The organism is Synechococcus sp. CC9605, assembly GCF_000012625.1.
Lineage (GTDB): Bacteria > Cyanobacteriota > Cyanobacteriia > PCC-6307 > Cyanobiaceae > Parasynechococcus.
Map to the genome: position 1 here is coordinate 782,884 of NC_007516.1, position 22,063 is coordinate 804,946.

The 22,063-nt window shown below is 42.7% G+C and carries 19 protein-coding genes; 15 read left to right on the top strand and 4 right to left on the bottom strand.

Features of this window, described 5'->3' with window-relative positions; translation table 11 throughout:
- The first annotated feature begins 43 nt into the window (after window positions 1-43).
- Window positions 44-2,203 carry an AGE family epimerase/isomerase gene (locus SYNCC9605_RS04140; protein ID WP_011363809.1) on the top strand — a complete coding sequence of 720 codons (2,160 nt, stop codon included), beginning with the start codon at window positions 44-46 and terminating at the stop codon, window positions 2,201-2,203.
- Window positions 2,204-2,279: 76 nt separating this feature from the next.
- Window positions 2,280-3,683 carry a 2OG-Fe(II) oxygenase family protein gene (locus SYNCC9605_RS04145; protein ID WP_011363810.1) on the top strand — a complete coding sequence of 468 codons (1,404 nt, stop codon included), beginning with the start codon at window positions 2,280-2,282 and terminating at the stop codon, window positions 3,681-3,683.
- A 1-nt stretch (window position 3,684) separates the two neighbouring features.
- On the opposite strand, the gene SYNCC9605_RS14485 is transcribed toward SYNCC9605_RS04145, so the two are convergent.
- On the bottom strand, window positions 3,685-5,319 hold the full coding sequence (locus SYNCC9605_RS14485; protein ID WP_156782979.1) for a hypothetical protein: 1,635 nt from the start codon (window positions 5,317-5,319) through the stop codon (window positions 3,685-3,687).
- A gap of 259 nt (window positions 5,320-5,578) precedes the next feature.
- Here SYNCC9605_RS14485 and SYNCC9605_RS04155 point away from each other — a divergent pair, with 259 nt between their 5' ends.
- Together SYNCC9605_RS04155 and SYNCC9605_RS13690 are read left to right on the top strand one after the other, a co-directional pair.
- A complete protein-coding gene (locus SYNCC9605_RS04155; protein WP_041435517.1) occupies window positions 5,579-6,436 on the top strand; it encodes a type 1 glutamine amidotransferase domain-containing protein in 858 nt (285 codons plus the stop codon).
- Window positions 6,437-6,445: 9 nt separating this feature from the next.
- A complete protein-coding gene (locus SYNCC9605_RS13690; RefSeq protein WP_011363813.1) occupies window positions 6,446-8,215 on the top strand; it encodes a thiamine pyrophosphate-binding protein in 1,770 nt (589 codons plus the stop codon).
- Window positions 8,216-8,310: 95 nt separating this feature from the next.
- Here the strand turns inward: SYNCC9605_RS13690 and SYNCC9605_RS13695 are convergent, their stop codons facing one another.
- Entirely contained in the window at window positions 8,311-9,288 is a 978-nt protein-coding gene (locus SYNCC9605_RS13695; RefSeq protein WP_257929939.1) for an NmrA/HSCARG family protein, read from the bottom strand.
- A 151-nt stretch (window positions 9,289-9,439) separates the two neighbouring features.
- Between SYNCC9605_RS13695 and SYNCC9605_RS04165 the strand changes: the two genes are divergently transcribed.
- The 11 genes from SYNCC9605_RS04165 to SYNCC9605_RS14490 all read left to right on the top strand — a co-directional run bounded on the left by SYNCC9605_RS04165 (window position 9,440) and on the right by SYNCC9605_RS14490 (window position 18,924).
- Window positions 9,440-9,871 (top strand): ester cyclase, encoded by a 432-nt coding sequence (locus SYNCC9605_RS04165; protein WP_041434477.1) that lies wholly within the window; start codon window positions 9,440-9,442, stop codon window positions 9,869-9,871.
- A 111-nt stretch (window positions 9,872-9,982) separates the two neighbouring features.
- Complete coding sequence (locus SYNCC9605_RS04170; RefSeq protein ID WP_011363816.1) at window positions 9,983-10,702, top strand: EthD domain-containing protein; 720 nt, start codon at window positions 9,983-9,985, stop codon at window positions 10,700-10,702.
- Window positions 10,703-10,754: 52 nt separating this feature from the next.
- The gene (locus SYNCC9605_RS04175; RefSeq protein ID WP_011363817.1) at window positions 10,755-12,206 is read left to right on the top strand and encodes an ankyrin repeat domain-containing protein; all 1,452 of its coding nucleotides are present in this window, start codon (window positions 10,755-10,757) and stop codon (window positions 12,204-12,206) included.
- A gap of 44 nt (window positions 12,207-12,250) precedes the next feature.
- Window positions 12,251-12,697 (top strand): nuclear transport factor 2 family protein, encoded by a 447-nt coding sequence (locus SYNCC9605_RS13700; protein WP_011363818.1) that lies wholly within the window; start codon window positions 12,251-12,253, stop codon window positions 12,695-12,697.
- Window positions 12,698-12,723: 26 nt separating this feature from the next.
- Window positions 12,724-14,232: a GMC family oxidoreductase gene (locus SYNCC9605_RS13705; protein ID WP_011363819.1), complete on the top strand. Its 1,509-nt coding sequence runs from the start codon at window positions 12,724-12,726 to the stop codon at window positions 14,230-14,232.
- A gap of 56 nt (window positions 14,233-14,288) precedes the next feature.
- Entirely contained in the window at window positions 14,289-14,726 is a 438-nt protein-coding gene (locus SYNCC9605_RS04190; protein WP_011363820.1) for a nuclear transport factor 2 family protein, read from the top strand.
- A 185-nt stretch (window positions 14,727-14,911) separates the two neighbouring features.
- Window positions 14,912-15,676: a DJ-1/PfpI family protein gene (locus SYNCC9605_RS13710; protein WP_011363821.1), complete on the top strand. Its 765-nt coding sequence runs from the start codon at window positions 14,912-14,914 to the stop codon at window positions 15,674-15,676.
- Between the two features lie 2 nt (window positions 15,677-15,678).
- Window positions 15,679-16,548 (top strand): MBL fold metallo-hydrolase, encoded by an 870-nt coding sequence (locus SYNCC9605_RS13715; RefSeq protein WP_071813005.1) that lies wholly within the window; start codon window positions 15,679-15,681, stop codon window positions 16,546-16,548.
- Window positions 16,549-16,572: 24 nt separating this feature from the next.
- Entirely contained in the window at window positions 16,573-17,478 is a 906-nt protein-coding gene (locus SYNCC9605_RS13720; protein WP_011363823.1) for a proline iminopeptidase-family hydrolase, read from the top strand.
- A gap of 31 nt (window positions 17,479-17,509) precedes the next feature.
- Complete coding sequence (locus SYNCC9605_RS13725; RefSeq protein ID WP_071813006.1) at window positions 17,510-18,313, top strand: formylglycine-generating enzyme family protein; 804 nt, start codon at window positions 17,510-17,512, stop codon at window positions 18,311-18,313.
- Window positions 18,314-18,348: 35 nt separating this feature from the next.
- The gene (locus SYNCC9605_RS14490) at window positions 18,349-18,924 is read left to right on the top strand and encodes a VOC family protein (protein WP_011363825.1); all 576 of its coding nucleotides are present in this window, start codon (window positions 18,349-18,351) and stop codon (window positions 18,922-18,924) included.
- Window positions 18,925-19,067: 143 nt separating this feature from the next.
- Here SYNCC9605_RS14490 and SYNCC9605_RS13730 read toward each other — a convergent pair whose 3' ends face one another.
- Together SYNCC9605_RS13730 and SYNCC9605_RS04215 are read right to left on the bottom strand one after the other, a co-directional pair.
- On the bottom strand, window positions 19,068-20,702 hold the full coding sequence (locus tag SYNCC9605_RS13730) for an iron uptake porin (RefSeq protein ID WP_011363826.1): 1,635 nt from the start codon (window positions 20,700-20,702) through the stop codon (window positions 19,068-19,070).
- Between the two features lie 115 nt (window positions 20,703-20,817).
- Window positions 20,818-21,921, bottom strand: coding sequence for a hypothetical protein (locus SYNCC9605_RS04215; RefSeq protein ID WP_011363827.1), 1,104 nt, complete (start codon window positions 21,919-21,921; stop codon window positions 20,818-20,820).
- Between the last annotated feature and the right edge of the window lie 142 nt (window positions 21,922-22,063).

Here is a 22,063-nt window from a genome sequence, read left to right on the forward strand (position 1 = left end):
TAACCCTTATACATTCTCTACAAACCTCACATTCAATCCAGTCATGGCATCTTCCAATCAGCTTAATTTCCCTTTTTCTGACCTGATCGCTGGTTATATTCGTAGCGTTTCGTACCCCGATGTTTTCGACTGCAAAGGTGAAGTAGAGCTTGAAACATCCGATGGAAGGATGTACACAGTCAAAATTACTGACGCAGCATATGCTGAGCTGGTCAGGAACCTTGGCGAGCCATTTCAGATGGCTCCCGACCTCAGTCAAATCTTGGTTGAAGGCCGTTTCATTCATGTTTATGGCCTTTTCTATCCTGAATCAGACAGGTTGAAGTTTGAAGCCAAGCACATGTTGCTGTTTGGTCGAGGCAAGGATGATCTGAGATTTGAAGATCAGAATTGGTGGATTCATCAGATTCAGCAACTCCTGAATTTCTATTTGGAAGCTCAGTTCCGAGTGGTTGAAGGTGAAGCCATTGACTTCAAAAAATTCAGAACAGATCTCAGTTCCGAGGGTAAAAAGCAGGATGGTGTTCAAAATCTTGATACCATCTCACGCTTGATTTACGGCTTTGCCACGGCTTACATGATCACTGGCGATGAACGGGCTTTGCAGGCAGCCAAGAACGGAACTGAATACATGCAGCGCCATTTCAGGCACCAAAATAAGAGCGAAGGGATCTGCTACTGGTATAGCCAAATTGATATCCAAGAAGATGGCAGTGTTCGCAAGTACATGGGCTCCACTGCCGGTGGTGACGAAGGTGGCAATGCAATTCCTTGTTATGAACAAATTTATGCTCTCGCTGGCCCGACTCAGACGTGGCGACTGATTGGTGGTGAAAGCATTAAGCAGGACATTGACGACACGATCTCATTCCTTAACCGCTATTACAAAGATCATGGTCCATACGGTGGATACTATTCACACGTTGACCCCGTCACGTTCGATGCCAAGGCTGATTCCCTTGGTGTCAACAAGGCCAAGAAAAATTGGAACTCCGTTGGTGACCATGCTCCGGCTTATCTCATCAACTTGTATTTAGCTACTGGAGATGAGAACTATGGAACGTTTCTAGAAGATACTTTCGACACGATTTGCGAGCATTTCCCGGATTATGGCTACAGCCCATTCATGAACGAGAAGTTCTATGAAGACTGGAGCCATGACTTGAAGTGGGGGATTCATCAGGCTCGGTGCGTTGTGGGTCACAACCTCAAAGTTGCCTGGAATCTCACTAGGATGCACAGTCTGATGCCCAAGGAGAGCTACAAGACATTCGCTCACCAGATTGCTGATGCAATTCCAGGCGCAGGTTGTGATAATCAGCGCGGTGGCTGGTACGACATGATGGAGCGCACCTTGAAGGATGGGGAAGAGCATTACCGTCGTGTCTGGCACGACCGCAAAGCATGGTGGCAGCAGGAACAGGGGATTCTGGCTTATTACATCATGGCTGGTGTCTATAACGACAAGCCTGAATACCTCCGCTACGCAAGGGAAGGTTCTGCCTTCTACAACGGTTGGTTCCTCGATTACGACGCTGGCGGCATCTATTTCAACGTTCTTTCGAATGGTCAACCCTATGCATTGGGTGGAGAGCGTGGAAAAGGAAGCCATTCCATGGCTGGTTACCACTCCTTCGAGCTCTGCTTTCTTGCAGCAATCTATTCAAATTTATTGGTGAACAAGGAACCGATGGACTTTTATTTCCAGCCGGATCCCCATGCTTGGCCTGAGAATAAACTACGTGTTGCTCCTGATCTACTGCCTGCTGGCAGCGTTGAGCTTTCCGAGGTTTGGATTGATGACAAGTCCTACACTGATTTCGATCGCGCCAACTTGATTGTCAATCTGCCTGAGTCGGATAAGCCCGTTCGCGTTCGTGTCAGGATCGAACCTGCAGGCTTGGGTTTCAGTGCTGATTTGATGAGCTATCAGGATGGCATTGTTACTTTTGCATTGGACGGCGAGCTGACCCGCTGCAAACTCCCACTTCTCAAAAAGGAAGTGGAGAAATTGAATGGGCTGCAGGGCATGGTCCTCGATATGACTAATCTGAAGACTGTTGACGACACAGGTTGGAACTATCTGTTGTTTACTAAGCAACAAAGAGGTGCTGATTTCAGCCTTTCACTCAAGGGGTTGAATGCAGAAATCACCCAGTCACTCAAGGATGCTGAGCTGGACGAAGAGTTTACAACTCTCTAACACTCTGACGAAGGCTGACGTCAATCGTTAAATTAAGAGGGCATGGTCATCATGCCCTCTTTTTTGCAACAAAATTATGACAGCAGGTAATACCTCCAACAATAGAAAGGGTGTGCAGGCTGCGATGGCAGGTAACCATATTGAAGCAGAAAACTTCTTTCGCCAAGCAATCAAAGAAAGTGATACGGCCATCGAAGGCAGCATGAATCTTGTCAGATTGCTGCACATGCAAGGAAGACATGCCGAGACAATTAGAGCATTTGAAGAGCTTCAAACAAAAGCTCAAATAGAAAAGATACATCCACAAATTTTGTATATGGTCACTCAGAGTGCCCTAGATCTAGGTGACCAGAAAACGGCATTACGGAACCTCAGAGTACTAGCACCACAGAATCCCAAGAATAGTGAGATACAGTGCATGCTGTCCAAGATATTGATCGAAAGCGGGCGTCTCGTGGAGTCTAAAAAAGTTCTTGAGCAGGCAATGCTAGTCAACCCAGATGATCCTAGTATTGCTACACAATTGGCCATTACACAGAGTGAGCTTGGAAACTACGATAAGGCAGAGATACTCCACAAAAGGCTTACACAGAAATATAGAAATGCCTTTTTAAGTCACTTCAACTATGGTCTTTTTTTAGTCAACATTGGTGAACGGGAAAGAGCATTAAGTTGCTTTATACGATGCCAGCAAATTGTTCCAAATGCACCTGAGGCGCAGGAGCAAATCGAGAAATTACTTCAGAGTGACAAAAATTGTCTGACAGCAATTTATCAAGATATTGAAAAAGAACATTGGGGTGAGGCCGAAAGAAGGCTTAGAGAAAATGAAGGGTTAATAGAGCCAATTGAGTTCTGGGCTGCGGTTAATGAGCTACCAAAAGAAAATCAGGAAAAACTAGGAGGTATTGAAGCTTTTGATTCGGAAGTTCAGATTAAAACAGTTGAACTTTATTCCGCTTTTGAGAGAAAAAAGTGTTTGGAAGATCTTATCGATACTGTAAAAAATACAGAGAGTTTGATATGGAATCGAGCTGGAAAACCAACCCGGTATGGACTGCAAAGTCATGAAATATTAAAAGAAAGTCAATCAAAATATATCCAGGATTTATGTATACGTCTTAATGGAGCAGCAAGAGCATACATGGAGAATAAACCACTTCTGCAGAAGATCAGAGATCAGAAAAAGGGCAATCTAGAACTGAGCGGTTGGTGTGTGGTACTAAAAAAAGGAGGTCACCAAAAACGCCATATCCATCCAGAATCCCTCGTCAGTGGAGTCGTTTATATCAAATTACCATCAGAATCTGCTGATGAGCAAAAGAAAGAAGGGAACTTGGTGTTCCCATCAAACAATATGAAAATGGTCACCCCCAAAGAAGGTATGGCTGTTCTCTTCCCCAGTTACCTCCCCCATGAAACGGTTCCGATTAGCAGCGATGATGAACGGATCTGTATAGCTTTTAACTTAATCAAATGAGTTATACAAATGGCTTAACTGAATAACCTCCAAATACCACATCCACATAAAAGCGATATTGACCAGTATGCGTGGCTGTAAATTCAAGTGCAGGTGGATTCCCATGCGAAGTCAACTGACCATAGCGTTTTAATGAGCGCTTACTGGGATCGGCGGCATCTGGAATACTTCCAGAGAAATCATAGCCGTGACAATCAAGTTCATAATCGGCATAAACCAAAGCCCAAGGAGAGCGATTGGCAACGTATTTATAACTATATGTTTTGCCGGCAACTAAATGAACCACTTTTTCAAAACATCCTGGCAGGAGTGGATTCATCAAGTTGAGCGAGGAAGTGGGACTCCATGGTTCCATTTGTTTCGTATCGTCAAAGGAACCAACAAGGGACATTTCTGATATAGAAGAAACAGGAGTAAGCAAGGCTGAGCTATCCACAACTTTAATAGATAAGCGATCTGTATCCGGATTAAAAGTAAAATCTAACTTGCAATCCTTATCAACTTCAAAACAGATATTTAACTCGTGAGGCTTGCCATGCCATGTTACACATTCCAAGGCTTGTGAAGTTTCATCATCCTGAAGATCAAGCCAACATCCCAACCCCATAGTGTCTAAAAATAACTCTGAACTGATGGCGATGTTAACCACATGAAATCCAGCTTTAACAGATGTAGATAGGTTGTAATTGACACCACCTTCCATTAACCTCATTTGACGATCAGGATGAGTAGGATCGAACTGATTTTCAGCAAAAATACTACCTAGAAGTTGATACGACGCACGCTGATTGAGAACTTTTGGTGCAGGTAGAGACGGATTGGATGGTGCTGCTTCAACAGAAAATTTCGGATTAGGGGATTCTGGAGAGTGAAGGCTGAAACGATATAGTCCATCACTGAAGACTTGCACTGTGCAGCCGGAATGCTTAGAAGTTCCATGACTGCTTCCAAATCCAGTACCTTGAACCAGAGTGTTAGAACCATCGTTAAAGCCAGAGAAACCATAGTCTTCATCTCGGTTAGAGGAGATTAAAAACTGATAAACCCCATCGGCACGAAAATCAATACCACCATCCTTGCGTAAGGGGACATCGATAGACCAGACATCAGAAGATGTCTGGACAAATTCTCGACCCTTAATACGACAGTCAAACTTTTCAAACATATTCTGGTCATCCCAGGGAAAACCGTTCAATTCAAAGCTGTCAAAAGTATCAACATGATGTAAGGTCTCAACACCAGCACTGGGAGTAATAGCTAGTGTCATCGTTGACGAATCAAACTGAAAAGTAAGGGATTGACTAACATCAACTTTAAAATTGATATTACGTGTTCCTCTCCCGTCGCAAGTTTCTACCAAGTCCCAGACACCATCTGTCTTATTGGAGAGTGTTGTTTTCAGCTGTTTTTGAAGAGAATGATTGACAACCAAACGGACTGTGTAAAGACCGCTTACATCTGGTGGTTGAGGTCCCACGACAGGATGAGATATTTGCCAAACCGTTTCAGAGAGACGAACCATATCTAAACCAGTATCGAATGGATTCCACTTCCAACGACGACGGTGGACAGTCCCGAGCAGGCTTACTGACTCAATCTTGTCAGAATTAATATGGTCAGTGCTGAACGATGGCAACAAAAGCATTGTGACTGACGTAGAAGCTCTAACTACTGATAGCCATAAGTAAGTGTCCTCGCAATTATTGAACGAAGATGTAACCCATTCACAGTAACACTCACAGAATTGCTAGAGAAATCAAAAAAGTGGTCAGTGATTCCACACAAAGTTGGTTTGGATAGTGCAAGCACCTGTGTCTTTATAGATGCCAAATTCACTATAGGTGTCTATGGTTGAAATGAGTGAAGCAACACTCTGACCTCGATCCTTGTTGGCTATGGCAAAAAGAATTCTTGTCGTCCTTTCTGAGTGGGGCTACTGGGGCGAAGAGTTGATTGGCCCTCTAGACGTACTGACAAAGGCCGGTTATCAGCTTGACTTTATGACTGCGTTTGGCCGCAAGCCGCCTGCGCTGCCTCCCAGTATGGAAGAAGGATATCTCGATCCCCCACTTAATAAGGTTGTAACTGACGCGCACTTTGCTAAGCGAACCACTGAGGTTCATGAATCAAATCTTTTAGGCAATCCAATTAATTTATCTGAAAAAATCTCATTGATGCCATATTTTAATGGCCCTAATTTTGGTTTAGAATTAGCAGCTTTCCACGAAAGACGTGAAGAATTCTGGAAGGAGTATGTTGATCCTTATGATGCCCTTCTACTTCCAGGAGGTAGTGGCCCAATGGTAGATATGGTCAACAACGAAAGACTGCATAACTTGATCCTGGGTTACGTAGACCGGGACAAATTAATTGCTGCTGAATGTTACTGCGTAACTTGTCTGGCTTTTGCTCGTGACTGGACTGAACGTAAAAGCATTATATGGGGTAAGAATGTTACCGGTCATGCAAGGGAATATGATTACAAAGAGGGAACGGGATTTGCCCAAATGTATGGATATGATGGTCAACCTATGAATACATCTGCCAACTTTGGCCCTCCATTTTATCCCTTGGAATATATTTTGCGCGATGCTACAGGACCCAACGGTAAATACCATGGAGGTGTCGGCAAAAATCTATCCACGATCTTGGATTATCCTTTCCTCACCGGTCGCTCTACACAAGATTCTGCATTAGTTGGTGAGCTGATAATCAAAGTCTTGGAGCAGGGTTTGAAACGCTTCGGCTGGTAACTCAAGACAATGGCGCCTTACAGGGCGCCTCATCGCTCACCCCATTCTTATTTCACTATGAAAGGCCATGAGGCAATCCTGAGGCAATTTCTTGCCAACGGAATGGACCATATGTTTGGAAATCCTGGGACAGTTGAGCAGGGATTTCTTGATGCTCTGGCTGATGTGCCAGAGATGAAATACATTCTCACCTTGCAAGAGTCTATTGCTGTGCTGTGTGCAGATGGATATGCGAGGGCACGATTGAAACCTGCTCTTGTTCAGATTCACAGTTCACCTGGACTAGGGAACGCCATTGGTAATCTTTATCAAGCCATGCGTGGGCAGGCTCCACTCGTTGTTATTGGGGGAGATGCTGGTATTAAATATCAAGCGATGGATGCCCAGATGGCTGCAGATCTGGTTGCAATGGCAGAGCCAGTGACAAAGTGGTCTGCAATGGTTCAACATCCATCCAGTCTTTTGAGGATGGTTCGCCGTGCTATCAAGGTTGCAGCAACACCTCCCTGTGGACCTGTTTATCTTTGCCTCCCTGAAGACATTCTGGATGCTGAAATTACGGAGAAAATAATCCCCGCTCATATCCCAAGCCTTGAAACATGTCCAGGCTCGCTGGATTTGGACCGTATGGTTTCTGCAATTCAGTCAGCACAGAACCCCATTATTTTGGTTGGCGATGGTGTGGCCTGGACCGGAGGTGTTGAAAAAATTGTTGATCTTGCAGAAACACTCGGCGCCAAGGTTTATTCGGCAGATGGTGGTGAAATTAATTTTCCTGATGACCACCTATTAAATTATGGAAGCACTGGGCATATGTTTGGTGATCAGAGTCTTCCGATCATGCAATCATGTGATTTATGTCTTACTTTGGGCTGTTATTTACTGCCCGAAGTTTTTCCTCATCTCGGTGACATTTTCAATGAGGATGCCACGATTATTCATGTGGATACCAACGTTGATAACATCGCTAAAAACCATAGGGTAGATATATCTTATGTGGCTGAACCCCATTCTGTCGTTACAGGGTTATTGCCCATTCTTAAATCACTCTCGTCTAGCTGGCACAACGCAGCTCAACAAAGACGATCAAAGCTCGAGTCAGAATCACCTGTAGTTCATAACAACGTAGATCAAAATTATCAAGTTGAACCTCCGTATCCATCTGAGGCCTATGACGGTATCAATCGTTCCATGCGTTCCGGATACTTTATTAAAACATTGGCAGATAAGCTTCCAAAGGAAACTATTATATTTGATGAAGCCTTAACCAATTCACCTCCGGTGAATCGCTACCTTCCTGGCCAAAAACCCGGTGATCGTATGTTGACGCGTGGGGGTTCCCTCGGTACAGGATTTCCAGGCGCCATTGGCGCAAAAATAGCCTACCCCGATCGATGTGTTATTGGCTTTTCCGGTGATGGGGGGAGTATGTACACCATTCAGTGTTTGTGGACTGCAGTAAGGCATAATGTTGCAGCAAAATTTATTGTTTGTCAAAATCGATCATACAAACTTCTTCAGTCCAATATCTCAAAATTCTGGCAAGAACGTGGAATTGAAGGTAGAGAGTTTCCAGTACCCTTTGATTTATCAAAACCTGAAATTTGCTTCAGTGTGATAGCTAATAGTTTTGGTGTGAGTGGAGAACGTGTTGTTAGGCCAGATCAAGTTGGAGAAGCAATTGATAGGATGCTCAACCATGATGGTCCCTACCTAATTAATCTAGTTCTCGATGGAGATATCAGACCTGATTTGATTGGCGTACGCTGCGGTCAGTGATTTAATCAAACCAATGACGGAGTCATACGAACCCATATGACCCCACACTATTCATTAACTTAAGAGTTAACCCTAAATCTTTATTTGGCTGCTTATTATTTTTCCGTTTGTGTCACGAAATAGTTTTGCACACCTACAGGCTCACCCTTCCAACCTGTGTGTCGTAGCCATTTCTCGAAATCCATCACCTCTGGATTTATAGATTTAATAAATTCATAGTCTCGATCAATTCCATAATCCCGTATAAATTCAAACATATTGCCTACAAATTCTCCGTCTGGACTGTCTGGGATATCATTTACTGTTGCCCGTGATTTTTCACGGAATTCTTTCAAGGACATTGGTTCATAAACAGCTTTTATTCCAGTTACGCTTGAAAAAGTTTCCGCAATTTCCATCATTGTCGGCGAACCTGAAGCAACAAATAGTTTCTTACCTTTCACGCTCTCGAATTCGGAAAATGCATAAGCTGCGAATCTTCCAATATCATCGAGTGCAACCATTGTGTATGGCTTGTCTGCCATTGGATCTCTGAAGACAAATTCCACACCTTCTTCACTCCCTTCACGTTTTTCTGGCAATGCATACCCCATAAAATTCTCGTAGTAAGGTGCTGTAACAAGAATAGTTGCCTTAGGAAGAATCGCTTGTATGTATTCAGCTGATTCTGCTTTTGAGTCAAAATATGGAACCGCTAGAGTGCTTTTAGTAATTGCTGAAACGTATTCTAGTGAACTATAAACGAGATGCTCAACAGACTCCTTTAAGCATGCTGTAGCAACATTGATGGACTGGACAACTTCCTGAACACGACTTCCAGCAGTCCAATAATCAGTGTTGCAAAAAACACCATCCACTCCTCTAAAAGCTTCTTCTAGGCTTTTCTGATCACTTGTATCTGCTTGAACCGCAACTATTCTGTCGCTGTAATTCTCTAATTCCTTGGCGCGCTTACCCATAGGATTACGAGTTAATGCGCGTACTCTAAATCCATTGCTGGGATGATCGATTAAAGAGTGCACGATTGAACGACCCATGGCTCCGGTGGCACCTACGACGGCAATTGTTTTCATCATTAGGGCAGATTTTTTTTGATTTTAGCAAGAAACCCAAGTTTTCTCTACTATCGCTAGACTTTTTACTATTACTAATGCACAGTTATTCCGAAGCGCTTGATACAAATGATTTTGGGCTTTGGTGGGATATTCAACTTCATTTTGTGCCATGAAATCTTCAGAAAATCTGCTTATGGCGATGTTAGTTGATGATTTCTATGCCAAGGTTGCCGACCAGTCTGATAAAAATACGGCAACTAGAATTGTTAGTCCGTCTGTAGAGTTTTACGCTTCAGGTAGCGATGTGCCTGTAGGTTTTGATGATTTCTTTGATTATGTCTCCATGTTTCAAAGAGCTCTTGCATTTATGCGTCTTATTCTTGAAACCTTGGTTGACAATAAGACTGCATTGATATATTGGCGCGTTGAAGGAACTCACAAGAAAGAGTTGCTAGGTTGTTTCCCTACCAACAAAGCAATTGTCTACACAGGCATGTCGTTGTTCTATTTTGATGACGAGAATCTTATCTCAAAAGTTATTACTTGCTTCGACGAGAAAACTTTTATAGAGCAGCTCTGCGCTGGCTCAGAGCCAGAATGATTGGCTTTTGTCAACACACTGTGACTTCGGGGTCTGTTTGCTGCCAAATTTAGTCTTCGTTGCTAAGACTAGTAATGGATAAGTAAATCCGTCCAAATCAGTCTTGACCTCATGATTCACCAGCATATTCTGGCAGCTCCCCGTCCTGGTTTAAGCGAGGCTGAGTTTCAGGATTACTGGAGATACGTTCATGCCTTAAAGTTTGCCCGCAAAATTCCTCAAATTAGGAAATACAAAGTCAACTCAAGAATTGATATACCTGGGCAAGATAGAGAAATTGAATTTTCTGGTATAGCAGAGATATGGCTGGATAATGAGCAAGCACAAGCGGATTCGATCAAAACCCCTGAATTTCTTGATGGAGCGTTGCACGATGAACCAAATTGGGCTGCTTCTTGGCAGACCATTGGTCTTGACACTGAAGCTCATGAAGTAATGGGTGTTGATCCAAGTGATGCCGAATTTCCTGAATACAAAATTATGCTTTTTCACAAGAAAAAACGTGATATGAGTTTAACTGATTTCAGAAGTTTGTACACATCCGGCTATTCAGACAAGATTCAAGGAGCCAACATCCCAAATCTAGTTCGTGTTCTCTGTTGTCTCTCTAAGGAACGTCTTTACGAAGCAGGAGGTGCTCCGCCTTTTGATGCTGTTACGCATCTCAGTGCTAATTCGATGCTTGATTTGAAATCTATGGTTGCTTCACCTCAACTTCAAGCCTTCCTGGATCCCGAGCATAGTGGTTTGAGTGAGTGGTGGGGTTTGGTCACCATGGCTGTGCGTTCCGAGTGGGTTTTGGGCCCTGAAGCAAGGCCATATCCATTTTGATTTCCATACTTTACTCCTGGAAATCGGACTACCCTTCATCTCAAATTAATTCATGGACCTACAACAACGCATTGATCAACTTTGGGAAGACACTAAGTCTGGTGACATTGAGGCAATCCTCAGTCATTTTGCAAACAAGGGCTCTATTTGCTTTCCTAAAACTAGTGCAAACAACATTATTCCATTCACAGGTCTATTTCATGGCTCACAACAGATTCGAGAATTTTTCGAATCAAAACAAGCGACCATTCATTTAAAAAATTCTACTGTTGAGTCTATTCACCACCAATCATCTACAGCATTTTTGAATGTAAAGGTTGAAGCTGAATGCTTATCGACTGGTACTTTGTTTAAATCAGATGAGCTTCATGTCTTTAAGTTTAATACTGTTCACCATATTTTAGAATGGACTATCTATGCCGATCTTAGTGAATTAATAGAAGCGTTGAAAGCTAACTTGCCAGATCAACTTCTTGAGGCCGTTTCGGCTAATAATGTCAACTCTGTTAAGCATTGTCTTCTCATGGGAGCTAATCCCAATGTGCGAAACAGTGTTACAGGGCTAACGGTTTTGATGATGGCAGCTTGTCAGGGCCAGACTGAAATTGTCAGGTTACTTTTAGATGCTGGTGCTGATGTTTTCACCACCGACAGTTTCACTGGTGCTACTGCGCTTCACAAAGCTTGCCAAGGGCAGAATGCTGAAATTGCCAAACTTTTAACCGACGCGGGATCTTTTATCGATGCGGTCACACCCACAATGGGGCATACACCAATCATGGATGCCCTTTGGTACTTAGCTCCAGACGTTGTGAAACATCTTGTTAGCTGTAAGCCCAATTTAAATACAAAAACACACTACGGTTTCTCTTTATGGGATCACCTTGAGTATGAGACCAAAGTCCAAGCGACTCCAGAAGGTAAGGCAACAATGGCAGCCATCAAATCAGATATTGAAGGTTACCGGGATCAATGTTTGTCATTAATTGAAGAACACAAAGTGATGGCTGCTACGGAGAAAGGTGATGCCGAACTTGTAAAGCAACTCATCGCTAGTGGTCACACTGTTGAAACTGTTTATCCCCATGTTAATACTTTTAGTGATGGTCATACTCCTTTAATTGTTGCTGCAAGGGATAATCACCTTGATATTGTCAAACTTCTTCTAGATGCTGGTGCTGAAGTAGACGTTTTTGATTGGGTTTTTAAGGGTTATCCCATCCATAAGGCTACATATAATGGCCGCCCTGATGTCTTAAAGGTACTCTTAAGCTCACCAAAGATGACCAGCAAGGTCATTAATGTCCAGGGTAAGATCAATGGTTACACGCCGCTAACAGATGCACTTTGGCATGGATTTGAAGAGTGCGCCAATATTTTGCTTGATCACCCTGAGTGCAAATTAGGTAATGTTGCACATGATGGTAAAGACGAATTGGCTGTAGCCGAGCAGGTTTTTGGAGTTGATCACAAACTTACCAATCGCATACGCAGTATGAGTTAGATCCTCAATTATTAGCTTTTTAATCAGTAAATTTCATTTTATTCATGAACAATCTGACATCAGAAGATAGGCTTGAAATTCAAAATCTCAACGCGAGACATTTTCACTCTCTTGATGCATTGACACGTGTTCTTGATGGCAACCCAGCAGAAACTTGGGCAGACACTTTCCATCCTGACGGTACTTTTCAAATTGTTATGCAAGATGGATCGGTCTTATTTGAGGCCAAGGGTCGTGACAAGTTGATCGAAGCCCATTCTTCTTTTCCGGATATTTCAACAACCCGTCATTGGATCTGTAACCTTTTGATCGAGCCGGATCCACGTGGAGCACGATCTGCTTCGTACATTATTGCTATGAACATCGGGGTCAATCCAGCTCATATTATTAGAACGGGAACCTACGATGATCTCGTGACAAAACACAATGGTGTTTGGCTTTACGAACGTAAAATTCTTATTCTTGATGCATTCAGTCCTACTGCTGAATAAAATTAAGTATCTCCTCTTGTTATTTTATGGAACACTCACCTGCTATCGTCATCGGAAGTGGATTCGGTGGGTCTGTTGCTGCCCTGCGGCTTGCTGAGGCTGGCATCAAAACGCTTGTTATTGAGCGAGGTAAACGTTGGACCATCCAGGATCCAACAGTCAACGAAACCTTCAGTACTTTTGACAGTCTTGATGGTCGTGCTGAGTGGTTGAATGATACTGGACGCTCAGAAACTCCTGCTTATGAAGGATTACCTATAACCAAGCACACAGGAATTATGGAATGTGTGAAGCATGGTAAGTATACTTTTTTGGTGGGTGCTGCTGTCGGCGGTGGATCTCATTGTTATGGAGGGATTCTGATTGAACCTCCCGAGGAGCTCTGGAATAATCAAATACCAATGATTGATTATTCTGAAATGCGAGATACGTACTTTCCAGTTGTTCATAAGACAATCGGCTCTTCACCGATTCCTGATGATATTCTAAATTCTGAATATTATTTAGGATTAAGGTCGCTTGTTTCTCAGGCAGAAAAGGCTGGTTTTACGGAATGCAGTAGTACCAACAATGGAATGAAAGATGGTTATGTTAGATTTAAGATGGGAATTGATTGGGATGCCACAAGGGAAGAAATTGCTAATAAACGTGTGGCTTCACAGATTAAAGCTGAGTTCTGGTTTGGCCAAAATAGCGGTGCTAAGCAAACTTTAGACACTAACTATCTAAAACTTGCCGAAGAAACTGGATCAGTCGAGATCAGACCTCTTCATCTTGTCAATTCGATTTCAGAGAACGAAGATGGATTATACATCATAGAAACATCGCGAATCAACACCAAGGGCGATGTGATTGAGACGAAGCTTTTTAGTTGCAACCAATTGTTTTTGGCGGCTGGTGTTCTTGGCACCTGTGAGCTCCTCTTGAGAGCACAATCCAACAACACAATTTCCAATCTACCCTCTGAGCTTGGTTCCAACCTTGGCAACGACGGAGATACTTTTGCAATACGTACTGAACTTGATGAAAAAACCAATCCCCATCTTGGCGGACCTGGTGCTATTGCCATTTTGAACTATGAGAATCCCATAAGACCCGCCATCATGATGCGCGCACCACTTACCAAGTTTGATCGCTTGTTTCCCGATCATAATGCTATTGGGACTTTTATCTTTTCAAACTCTCATCACCGCGGTCGCCTAACTTTTAATAAAGATACCAATGGTCTTGATATCGAATATGAGCTTGATTATGATGCTATTTCAGCATCACAAGCGTTGCTCGATCGCTTCCAACAGGCTAATGGTGGGGAGATTATTCCTCCTGATGTTCAAATTACTGGTCATCAACTTGGAGGAGCTGCAATGGGTAGTGTCTGTGATTCTTTTGGACGTGTCCAGGGTCAGAAGGGCTTGTATGTCGTTGATGGATCTCTAATTCCAGGTTCCAGTACCTGTATGAATCCAGCTCTTACGATTGCTGCAGTGGCCGAACGTGCTCTGCAGAACATTATCCAGGAGGACATTTTGGTTTAATCCTTTATTGTCCTCAGCTGCTCTTTAGCTTTGTTCCATTCTTTACTGCAACTCCTATGACTGCTTCAACGAAATCTGTCGCAGAAGCTTGGTTCGACGGATTGGATCGAGCTGATTACGCCAGTGCGATCTCTCTGCTTCATCCAGACATCGTTTGGATCAATGTTCCACAAATCAAAGATGGTAGTGATGTTATCCCTTGGATTGGAACTGCAAGGGGTCTCGACGAGGTTACTCATCAGTTCACTAAAAGAGACGGTGTTTGCGAAGTTAAAGAGTTTAAAAGTGTAGGACTTGTTTGTGAAGGTAATACTGCTGTTGGCTTGGTTCGCGATAAAGCAACAATTATAAAAACCAATATCACTTTTGAAATCATCTTTGCTTCGTGGATGACCATTGAGGACGGCAAGATTGTTCGTTGGAAGTCCTATTGTGATACTGCACCAATTATTGCTGCTTTCAATGGTATTCAGCCACCATCCCCTGAGATTTGATTAAACTATTGCATGCACCAGGCCTTTTGTGACTTTTTGCCTCTGCTTATCTCCACTAGTTTTGTATCTCTTCTTTCCCAATGGGAAAGAAACAATGAAGAATATTGCTCCATGGCTTCGTCGAGCTAAATTGTAATTGATGTTCTTAGTTTTTAGCTAAGGATTTTTTACTTTTCAGCAGAGCCATGGCATCAATCCTTATGGTCGCCTCAAACCTCGGTGTTTGGGCAGAGGAATTACAAGGTCCTTGGGATGTCCTCAACGAGAAGGGCCACAACGTTACTCTTGCTACTGAGCAAGGTATCAAGCCATTGCCTCATGTCATCAGCATGGATCCTGATGCACTTGACACTGTTCAGAATATTAAGGTCAATCCACAAAGTGTCGTTGATAGATGTAAGGCTCTTTGGGCTTCAACTGCACTCGATAATCCTATTGCGATTAAAGATGCCAAGATGAGTGACTATGAAGCTATTGTTCTTATCGGGGGCCCAGGTGCCCCGTTAGACATGAATGGCAATTCTAAGCTTCATAAGCTTCTTGTTGATGCATTTGCCTCCGATAAATTAATTGCAACCATTTGCTATGCCGTTGGAGGCCTTGTTTGGGCTCGTAATCCTGAGACTGGTAAAAGTATTATTGACGGTAAGGTTATTTGTGCCCATCCCCGTGACTGGGACTTTACAGATCCTCTGCCTTATCCACTTGATGGTGCTCAATCTGGCAATGCAGGGACTGACCTCGTTACCCCTGGTTTTAATTACCCTGTTCAAACAATCGTAGAATTGGCGGTTGGAGAGAAAGGCCGTGTTCTTTCTAACCCGTACGTGCTTCGTAGTTGTCCCTGCACTCACTATGACTGGCCATTTGTGACGGCGCTATCTGTTGAGTCATCCACCCCATTTGGTTACATGATCGACAATGCTCTGAATCAAAAATATGGCAAGTGAGAATGTCTGTCTCTACCTCTAGCTCCTTTTTCAAGCTGGGTACCCACACCCAACTTGATTTCCCTGTTCAGAATGTTGTTATCCACGTAATTAGTAGTCCGACTGAGGGTGGTTGGGAAGGAGTTAATAGCACTATTATTGAGCTAAATACCAAGCTCATCCTTATTGACCTACCCCTACATTATGGTGTTGCCAAGGAAATTCGTAGTTTTTGCAATGCGTCTGGCAAAGACATCCATCGCATTGTGATTACTCATGAGCATCCTGATCATTGGATGGGTACTTTTGCTTTTAGTGATCATGATATTTTTGCACAGTCTTCCACAATTGAATTTATTGCCAAAAATGGAGACGGTATTCTTGCACTCAAGAAAAATCAATTACCAGTTGATTGTCTTTCAGAATCTGTATACGTTCCCAATTGTTCTTTTGATGAACTCGAAGAGCTTGTTGATGGAATACATATTAAATGGTCAATCGCAAGACATTTAGAATATCAATCTGCTTTTTATGCTGAAATCCCTGAGTTAGCAGTTCTTGTTGCTGGTGATATGTTATATAATAATTGTCATCTTTTTCTTGGCGAGCGTCTTCAGGATGGACAACCTAATGCCACTCAATGGCTTTCCCAACTTAGGAATATAGATTTTTCTATTTATCGTTCAATTATTCCAGGTCATGGAGCTGTTGGTGATTCAGGCATGGTCCAAACTTGTATCGAATACCTTGAAGCCATGATTCCAATTATTACTCTTCCCGGTATGACCACTGATCTTTATAAAAATAAAGCTATTCAAAAGTTTCCTAATCATAAAGTACAGGATATGTTGGATTTGTCTGGTTTTTTCTTGTACGACTTTCAAGGTCTCTAGGTTCTCATCCCATTTTTCTCTGTTATGTCTGTACTCTTCACTGAGTTTGAAATCCCGATCAACACACCACTGGGTTCACTGAACGCATGGGCAATTACCTATGGTAATCCTGATCATCCTAGGATTTTACTTGTTCAAGGAGGACCTGGTACAACTCATGATTATTTAATTTCAACTGCACAAAGCCTTGCTGACCAGGGTTTCTCAGTAACAATGTATGGTCCTATCGGTACTGACTATAGTGAGAAAGCTCCTAATTATGACTTTTGTGATTTTGATTGGTTCATCAACGAGCTTAATCAAGTTGTAGATTACCTCAGGACTTCTTGTTCTGATCTGAAATTAATTGGCCATTCATGGGGAGGCTATTTGTGTATCGATTATGTACTTAGATATCCTGATAAGATTTCCCAGCTGGTTGCATCAAATGCTGTTTCAAATTTGAAAGAGTATAATCGTTATTGTGCGGATGTTCTTGTTCCTTCTTATCCTCCGGATAAGTGGGAGGTCGCTGCTAAAATTATTGAATCGCAAAACTTGAGTGATCCAGAGTTAAATCAAATTTTTTGGGATATACATTATCCAGTCCACGTATACCGTCATCCTTTGTCCGAATGGCCTGAACCTGTTATGAGAACCTTCACAACACCTAATCTTGAGATGTATCTACCTGCATGTGGTCCAGTCGCTGTAGAAATTGTTGGCTGGCTAGCGGATTGGAATCGTACCGATGATATTAAGAATATTGAAATACCATCGCTCTTTATTAGTTCTGAATTTGATACAAATACGCCAGACCATATTAAATGGATGGCTTCACAGGCTCAGAATGGTCATTATCTCCATTGTCCAAATTCTGGACACTTTTCTCATCTTGATGACAAAGAAGTTTGGGAAAAATCTGTAATTGATTTTCTTAACTCTAACTGATCTATCCGCACAACTCTATCCTATTTATTCAATGGACTTCACTTCCAAAATTTTCCAGTATCCTACTTTACAACATGATGGTTCCATTGTTTTCAATGAAGCTTCTATTGATTCCTCTTCAATTAATCTGCTAAATCAATTTAATCTCGAGTTTATTAAAATACCTGCAGGCTCTTTTTTAATGGGGTCGACCACTGCTGATACCGGGCCCGATGCTATGCCCCAGCATGAGGTATCCATTAAAAGCTTTTTAATGGCACAAGCACCTGTTACTCAGGATTTATATGAGGCAGTTGTTGGCAGTAATCCTTCCTTTTTTAAGAATCCTTCTTTACCCGTAGAGTGTATTAATTGGTTTGATGCCAAAAAACTCTGCGATCTTCTTACCTCTACCACCTCTTACAAATTTAGGCTACCTTCAGAGGCTGAATGGGAATATGCGGCCCGAGGAGGTACTACATCCACTTTTTATTGCGGAGAGATGATTAGCAATCAAATAGGAAATTATATGGCCGAAGTCCCTTGGAAGAATGGCCCCCGTGGCGACTATGTTTGTAAAACACTACCTCCTAATAGTTACCCTGTTAATCCATGGGGTCTAAGTGATATGTCTGGTAATGTATTTGATTGGTGTCAAGATGTTTACTGCTCCTATGAGCATGCCCCATCTGATGGTTCCGCTAATGAGCAATTAAATGGTCCGGAGGAGCGTTTGTTAAGAGGTGGATCTTGGTACCACACCCCGATTGCAACCGCAGTAACGGCACGTTTAAAGATTGACCCTTTATATAAAGGACCTGATATCGGGATGAGACTTGTTGTCGAAGCCAAATAATACCAATCTTATTTTGTTCTTTCTTATTCTCCATTATGCCTGAGCAAAATCCATCCAGCACTGTTCGTACTTCTTTCGATGACAATCTAGTATCAGATTATGTTTGGCCAGAGCCTCTTCAAGATATTGGCAGCTTTAAAAAAGATCAGCTCTCTCAATGTAGTAAGGATCTTTCCAGAAAAATTTTAAATCTTGGTCCTTCTTTTCAAGTAGGTTTTGCTTGTGTTGATGCTGAGAAGCAGGCTCGGTGGTATAAGGAAGCCTTTGGTTTCGTGGAAGACCGTCGTAATGATTTCAAAGAGTTTGGAACAATTGTAATTATGATGCGATGTGACACACCTCAAGGTTTTCAATTAAGGGTGGAATTTATTCAGCAACCTGAAGGTTTTGTCCTTCGTCGACCAAATCCTACATCCCATACGGTTTTTTCTGGAGTTTGTCAGTTCCAGTTCTGGGTTGACAATATTGATGAGGTATACCAAAGAATTGTTGACCGTGGTGACATTGAAGTCTCCTGGGGGCCAATCGATGTAGGTGCTGGATTAAGAATGAAGCATCTTTTTGTTCGTGATCCAGAAAGCAATATTGTATTAATTTCTGAGCCTTATTAGCCTTTCACTATATAAGTAAATGTATTATACTAACACTAACATGTTTCTTGCATTTTTCGCTATTCTAAATTGTTTTTTCAATAAACTGTACTTTAATTGTACAGTTTATTGATTTCTTTTATTTCTGGACCTAAGTTTATCGATCAGAAGTAGAAGGTTGTCATAAGGGACGCACCTAAGGATGATCCATTTTGATCTTGATTGCCGCCCATGCCTTGGAACCAATAGATAATTGGAGTTACAGTTATGTAGTTATTAACTTGCCAGGTCAGGTTCGCCATGGCTATCCAAGGATCACCATGATCTTCCCCAAGTGTTGCGTCGCTCCATTGAATTGATGATGGTTGACCAAAGGCGAAACCAATTGTTGTCTCCTCAGTTGGAAATCTCTCCCACTGCAAGGTGGCAAGCCAAGCCTTGGACATAGCTTCGTCCCCGCGTTTTGAATATTGTGTTGTCAAATCTGACTCGTAGAATCCCAAGTTAACACCACCGCTAATTGAGAAATCTTCGGTTATATACCAATATCCTGCTAATCCACCCGTTTGAACGGTCATTGGTGCGGGGGATACAAATACGTTCTCTGAAAATGGGTTTGTTGCGAGAGGTGTGCCTTGCATGTAGTAGAAGGTGGAGCCAGCTGCTGAGTCTCCATATTGAGTCCGTGTCCACCCCAATTGGAATCCAGCTCTTTGACTCGAGTATGAGAGCTGAGCTGCCATATTCCCTTGTGTTTTTCCCCCTCCCATTCCCAACGTAGAGTCGCTGCTATTGGAATTGGATGTAAGGTACCCAAAGTCTGCTGCCCATCCATTCTTCTTATATTTAATAGCAGCACCTCCGCCGATAATGTAAGGATATGCTGCTGGCACATTGGTAAATGTGATCATGTCATTATAAAGATTCCTCAGACCAACCAAATTGCCTGACTTTGGAGACAATGCTGCAGTGCCAACAGTGATGTAATCAAACGTCTGCATTCTAGGAGAAACAGTAATTTCAATATCTTCCCCTATTGGGAATTTATAAAACATCCGATAAATTTCTAGTTTATTCTCACTGGCTAGGCAGTAAGCTGATGCTGATCCGAGGTATGGATTGCCGCATGAAGGTGAATTCAAGTCAAAGTTGCTTGCTGAAAAAATCACCTCAAACATGTCCTTGCCTGTAAAGCTTGTCTTGAGCATTGGCAGGATGGTGTAAGCATATGTAGTTCCACCGTTTGCCTCGTTGTAATCATCAGATTTGCCGCTACCACTGAAACTGTTGGCATTCAGATTCCACACGGCAAATACATTTAATTTTGTTGTTGTACTGAATTGCATCGCTTCCAACTCGCCAATATTAGCCTCTAATCCATCTACTTTTCCTTTCAGGATTGCAAGCTCTGGCTCAAATTCACGTATTAGTCGTCTAATTTCATCGGTGATTGCGCTTATTCTCTCGAGACATGCATTTAATAAAGCTGCTGCTTCATAACGGCTGATTGATCTGTTTCCACGAAAACCGGAATCTGGATATCCAGCAACACATCCGTATCCTTCTACAAGGCGTTTAAGTGCTTGATATGCCCAGTCGGTTGGTTGAACGTCTGAAAAACCGGTCACGGTCGTGACTTGGTCGACGCTCTCATCTAACTCGTGCGCCATATAATTGTTCACTTCATTCAATCTTTGCTCCTGTTGTAGGTTTGATTCGATCTCTTGAGCGAAGCCAGCAGTTTGACCGCATGCTGATAATGCCAGTAATGTCAAGCCAGTACGAACGAACGTTTTCATCGAACAAAAATAGGTTTTGATTAATTTAGGATCATTTCCTTCAAACCAAGCATAAATGTCGAAAAGCCGACAAAGTTACGACTTTTTCAGACGTCCGTCTTAAAGAATCAAAGTTTTATTCAGCGATTGGTGGCTGGTATTTCTTATTGCCGTGTTCGCGCTGATAAGCGGTAATGCCATTGGGGTGCCAAACCCCTGGTGAGTCAAGCTCTTCATCTTTTTCGACGATGTTTAGGCGCCTCCTCACATCATCAATTGGCATATCTTTGTAATTAAAATAATCGATTCCGTACATTACGTCTCGGTTGCACGTCCTCCCCCTCCGAATTGCATCGGCCACCCGTTCTGGCATTCCAGGCAAATCTAGGTGTCCTTTGTCTGCGTTGAGTACGCCTCCGCCCCATGATTCAAGTCGTCCGGTTTCAAACAAACTAACAATGGCTACTAAGAAGGAGAACCCTTTAATGTCAGGTATTGCTGAGCCAATGAAGGAGAATACTTCCAGTTCACCCTCAATGGTGGTGTTGTAATCACAAAGTAAGTGAATCCAATCGTGTTGGGCAATTGATGGGTTTACGCTTCCTTTTTGTCCTGTGAAAACAAATCCACGGCCTTGGTAATACTCCCAAATGTATCGACCTAAAGAATTCTTTGGGCAATTCTCAAGCGCAAGCCATTGATCCAATAATTCTGGATCATCTTCATCGACTTCAAAAGGATCGGTCAATGTTTTGTGCACATGCATCAGTTCACCGCCCTGCTTCACCAAATCTGGATTGCCTATGTAACCCTTACGCGCCAGGTCCGATGCAGCTATTCCGTAAGCACCTTGACTGTATTCACGTGCAATTTCAATAAAGTCATCTTCTACACCCAGTGCCTCTGCAGCATGTTTTAAGGTTTCTGTGGCTTGCTCTGGTAATGGGTCAAGCACCAGTTCGGCAAGAGTAAAAAGTTGAAAGAGGCGATGTCGCACAGCCTCACTGATTCCTTTGAATTCTTGTGCGAGTGTAGTTAGCGAATCTTGATCAACTGCTGCGTCTTGAACATTCAGATCCACGCCTAGCAAGGCTGTTCCAATGGCATGAATCAAATGGATTTGCGTCAGCCCTGAGGGGCGCTCTTCATTGGCGTGTCTGGTTAGTCCATAAAGGCATTTCAATGCCACTGTGCGCTGATCTTCGCTCAGTCTTTTGAAATCTGGATCGAGATGAATCACTTTGATGCCAGAAAATGTTAATGAGGTTAGACAAGAAAATTGGCTAAATCACCTGGGTTAAGTTTTTGCTGGCAACCTTCCCAAGCCCAATTCACTTAGGTGTCTTCCCATGCAAGCTAACCAAATTGATGAGGAGTGTCAG

Coding starts and splice junctions, on each gene's coding strand:
- SYNCC9605_RS04140 (WP_011363809.1), top strand. CDS start 44: ATGGCATCTTCCAATCAGCTTAATTTCCCTTTTTCTGACCTGATCGCT.
- SYNCC9605_RS04145 (WP_011363810.1), top strand. CDS start 2,280: ATGACAGCAGGTAATACCTCCAACAATAGAAAGGGTGTGCAGGCTGCG.
- SYNCC9605_RS04155 (WP_041435517.1), top strand. CDS start 5,579: ATGGCAAAAAGAATTCTTGTCGTCCTTTCTGAGTGGGGCTACTGGGGC.
- SYNCC9605_RS13690 (WP_011363813.1), top strand. CDS start 6,446: ATGGCGCCTTACAGGGCGCCTCATCGCTCACCCCATTCTTATTTCACT.
- SYNCC9605_RS13695 (WP_257929939.1), bottom strand. CDS start 9,288: ATGAAAACAATTGCCGTCGTAGGTGCCACCGGAGCCATGGGTCGTTCA.
- SYNCC9605_RS04165 (WP_041434477.1), top strand. CDS start 9,440: ATGAAATCTTCAGAAAATCTGCTTATGGCGATGTTAGTTGATGATTTC.
- SYNCC9605_RS04170 (WP_011363816.1), top strand. CDS start 9,983: ATGATTCACCAGCATATTCTGGCAGCTCCCCGTCCTGGTTTAAGCGAG.
- SYNCC9605_RS04175 (WP_011363817.1), top strand. CDS start 10,755: ATGGACCTACAACAACGCATTGATCAACTTTGGGAAGACACTAAGTCT.
- SYNCC9605_RS13700 (WP_011363818.1), top strand. CDS start 12,251: ATGAACAATCTGACATCAGAAGATAGGCTTGAAATTCAAAATCTCAAC.
- SYNCC9605_RS13705 (WP_011363819.1), top strand. CDS start 12,724: ATGGAACACTCACCTGCTATCGTCATCGGAAGTGGATTCGGTGGGTCT.
- SYNCC9605_RS04190 (WP_011363820.1), top strand. CDS start 14,289: ATGACTGCTTCAACGAAATCTGTCGCAGAAGCTTGGTTCGACGGATTG.
- SYNCC9605_RS13710 (WP_011363821.1), top strand. CDS start 14,912: ATGGCATCAATCCTTATGGTCGCCTCAAACCTCGGTGTTTGGGCAGAG.
- SYNCC9605_RS13715 (WP_071813005.1), top strand. CDS start 15,679: ATGTCTGTCTCTACCTCTAGCTCCTTTTTCAAGCTGGGTACCCACACC.
- SYNCC9605_RS13720 (WP_011363823.1), top strand. CDS start 16,573: ATGTCTGTACTCTTCACTGAGTTTGAAATCCCGATCAACACACCACTG.
- SYNCC9605_RS13725 (WP_071813006.1), top strand. CDS start 17,510: ATGGACTTCACTTCCAAAATTTTCCAGTATCCTACTTTACAACATGAT.
- SYNCC9605_RS14490 (WP_011363825.1), top strand. CDS start 18,349: ATGCCTGAGCAAAATCCATCCAGCACTGTTCGTACTTCTTTCGATGAC.
- SYNCC9605_RS13730 (WP_011363826.1), bottom strand. CDS start 20,702: ATGAAAACGTTCGTTCGTACTGGCTTGACATTACTGGCATTATCAGCA.